This window comes from Actinoplanes sp. NPDC048791 (genome assembly GCF_040650095.1).
In the GTDB taxonomy this organism is placed as follows: Bacteria; Actinomycetota; Actinomycetes; order Mycobacteriales; family Micromonosporaceae; genus Actinoplanes.
On record NZ_JBEZGQ010000925.1, the window covers coordinates 1 to 3319 of the forward strand.

Annotated in this window: 3 protein-coding genes; 1 reads left to right on the plus strand and 2 read right to left on the minus strand. The window is 74.2% G+C overall.

Annotated features, from left to right (window positions below):
• Together AB0C29_RS39810 and AB0C29_RS39815 are read right to left on the minus strand one after the other, a co-directional pair.
• Window positions 1–238 (minus strand): putative immunity protein (locus tag AB0C29_RS39810; RefSeq protein ID WP_360831958.1); only part of this gene is annotated, 238 nt, incomplete at its 3' end.
• Window positions 235–795 (minus strand): putative immunity protein, encoded by a 561-nt coding sequence (locus AB0C29_RS39815; protein WP_360831960.1) that lies wholly within the window; start codon window positions 793–795, stop codon window positions 235–237. The genes AB0C29_RS39810 and AB0C29_RS39815, both read right to left, overlap by 4 nt.
• A gap of 95 nt (window positions 796–890) precedes the next feature.
• On the opposite strand from AB0C29_RS39815, the gene AB0C29_RS39820 reads away from it, so the two are divergent.
• Window positions 891–3319 (plus strand): hypothetical protein (locus AB0C29_RS39820; RefSeq protein WP_360831962.1); only part of this gene is annotated, 2429 nt, incomplete at its 3' end.

The window sequence follows — 3319 nt, forward strand, 5'->3', positions numbered from 1 at the left end:
CGTGCCCGCCCGCCGCGCGGGCCTGCATCATCTTGACCTCGCCGCGGACCCAGGCCCGGGCGTGCTCGATCGCCTGGCGCGGTCGCGGGTCCGCGGGCCGGGCCGCCTCGAAGAACGGCAGGACGTGCTCCGCGCACGAGGCGGCCCACAGCGCGAGGAGCCGGTGGTCGTCGTCGGTGAGGGTGCCGCCCCGGCGGATCGTCACGAACCGGGGGTCACGGATCTTCGGCAGAATCATGAGGCCTGCCCGCCCTGGCGCAGGGCGCGGTCCAGGGCGCTCATCAGCTGCGCGACCCGGCTACGGCCCACGGACGCGGGCGGGTAGCGGCGCAGAACGTCGATCAGCGCCGGTGTCGCCCGGTGCAGAGACCGTTCCAGCAGGGCGTTCCCGGCTGCGGGATCATCGCCGGCCGCCAGCTCCCCGATGCGTGCGGCACTGGCGGCCGCTCGCAGGATGTGGCCGACCTGGCCGGCCTGGGCGATGGGGTGCAGGTACGCGGCCGACGCGGCGTCACCCGCGCATCGTGCGGCCAGCCGGGCCTGTTCGGAGGGCGCGGTACGGGCGGCCCGATGGGCGTCGAGGGAAGCGACGCGCTGCCATTTCGTCCGGCGGGCGCCGTTGATGAACGCCCAGCTCGCCTCGATGGCCGCCCGTGGGCGCGGATCGCCGGGGACAGCGTTCTCGAAGACCGGCAGGACGTCCTCGGCGTGCTGGACCACGTAACGCGCCACGACGCGCAGCTCGTCCATCGCCAGGTCGAAGTCCCCGGGCACAGTGTCGGTGCTCAGTGCCATGTCCATGAATCGTATCGTTGAACCGCCGGTTGAGACTTGATCAGCACGCGGGAGGCGTCGGCCGGTGGGTCCGGCGGATGTGCCAATCTGGACCGATGGCGACCGCCGGCGACCGCGCCGACCCCGGGGCGAAGGTGGAGTTCTGCCGGCGGCTCGGCGACAGCTGGCGGGACGTCGCCGATCTGATCGGCGTCCCCTCGCACGAACGCCGAAGCTTCAAGGCCGGCGACGAGCCCCGCGAGCTGTGGGAGTGGGCCGAGTCCCGGCGCCGGTTGCCCGACCTGCGCGACGCGCTGCCCGAGGCGGGCCGGGCCGACCTGGTCGAGCTGATCCGGCTCGACGATCTTGCGCCGGACCCACCCGCGCCCCGGCACTACGCGCCGACCAGGGCGGCGCTCGACGGGGCGGGGGTCGTGCCGCCGCAGCGCCGGTCGATCGTCGACGGCGTGTTCGTGCCGCGGATGACCGAGGTGATCGACCGGCCCGCGGTCATCGCCGTGGTCGCCGACGCCGGCATGGGCAAGAGCGTGCTGCTCGGGCAGCTGTACGACAGCGCCGCCGAGCGCGAGGACCTCGGAGTCGTCCTGCTCAGCTGCGCGGCCCTCGTCGGCGGGCGCCCGGCCGACGTGCCGGCGCTCGACCGGGCCGCCGGACAGGCCACCGGCAGTGGTGACTCGCTGCTCGCCGCCCTGGCCGGCCTGCGCGACGCGTACGGGCGGGTGGTGCTGCTGATCGACACGGTGGATCTGATCCTGGACTCGTCGACCGTGCCGGTCCTGTCCCAGTTCCTGCGGCGGGTCGTGGACGCCGGGGTCGCCGTCGTGTGCACCTGCCGTCAGTTCGAGTTCGAGACCTTCCTGCAGGGCGTGGACGGACGGGCGCCGCTGCTGGCGGGACTGCTCCGATCCGTACGCCTGGATCCGCTGAACCGCGCGGAGGTCCGCTCGTTCGCCCGCGAGTTCCTCCGGCACGGTCCCGCCGCCGAGGATCCGGAAGCGTTCGTGGACCGGCTGCTGTACCTGGGCGCGCGGCGCAGCGCGGTCCTGGAGATCTGCAGCAACCCGCTGCTGCTGTCGCTGGTGTGTGAGTTGTTCGCCCCGGCGGGTGAGCCGCCCGAGGACCTGACCGTCTCGCGGCTGTACCGGGCCTACTGGGAACGCAAGATCAAGGTCGATCGGGCCCGGCCGGCCGCCGACCCGGGCGCCGCGCCCGCGCGGGTCGAGGTGTGCCTGAATGCGGCCCGGTACCTCATCGCCGCCGCGACCACGACCTTCGTGGAGGAGTTCGAGGATGCCGACGTGGTCGGCGACGACCGCCACCGGGCCGCCCTCGACGGCCTGCGCAGCTCCGGCGTGATCGTCGGCGGGTCCGGTGACGACCGGCTGCGCTTCTTCCACCAGACCTGCGCCGAGTTCGTCATGGCCCGCTACCTGCTGCGCGACCTCACCGCCCGGGAAGCGTTCCTGGCCACGCTGGACCGCGCGGGCGCCGACAGCCACCTGTGGCCCGTCATGACCCAGCTGCTGTACGCGACCGGCCGCGACGGTGACAGCGCCAGCTTCTCGGAGCTGCTGGACCGGCTCGACCCGCAGGTGCTGCGCGGCTGGCACGCGGCCGTGACGGCGTGCCTCGCCCGCGGGGACAGCGATGCCGTACGCCGGCTGGCCGCCACGGCGAAGGATCTGCCGGCCACCCACCAGGAGCTGTTCCTCGCGGGGCTCGCGACCATCGACGAACGCCTGGCCCTGACCTGCGTGGAGGTGGCGGCCGACCTCATGGCCGAGTGCGCGACGAGCGTGCTCAACCTCGCCTCGAACACGGCCGGCGCCCTGCTGGCCCGGATACCGTCCACCGAGCGGACCCGGGTGCTCGGCCGCCTGCTGGACGTCGTGGCTCAGGTGGGCAGCGGGCTGGACGCCGCGCAGCGCGAGAACCTGGGCCGGCACCTGCTCGTGCGATTGGAACCGGGCGACCTGGACGCGGCCGGGCTGGCGGTGCTGCGGGCCGCGTACCGTGGCGCCGGCCACCTGGGCCGCATCGAGATCGTCCGCCTGCATCAGGGCGCCGGACCGGTGGAGCTGGCGCAGCTGCTCGGCGCGGCCCTGTACCGCACGATGCCGGCGCCCAAGGTCTCACCCGCCCGGGACCGGCTGGTCGAGGCGGTCGTCCAGGTGCTCGGCGATCCGGCCGCACGGGCGGTCCTGGGCTGGCCGGGTTGGCGCGAGATGATGGTCCGGACCTACAACCGGGGCTGGCACGACATCCAGTGCGCCGCGGTGGTGACGCTGACCGGCGCTGTGGAGCGGGACGACGCGCCGCGCATCGGTGACCTGCTGCCGCTGCTGTGGGACGACGACCAGCAGACCCGGCAGCGGGCCGTCTACGTCTGCGGCGCGCTGGCGAAGCAGCGACCGGTCGACGTCGCGGACGCCCTCGCGGCGCTGCCGGCCCCGCGGACGCGGGCTGTCGTGGAGGCGGCCCGGTCGCTCGCCAAACGGCTGGGCGAGCTGCCCGAGCCCCAGGC

Bases quoted from the DNA above. Each gene is read 5' to 3' on its own strand.
- AB0C29_RS39815 (WP_360831960.1), bottom strand. From the start codon at position 795: ATGGCACTGAGCACCGACACTGTGCCCGGGGACTTCGACCTGGCGATG.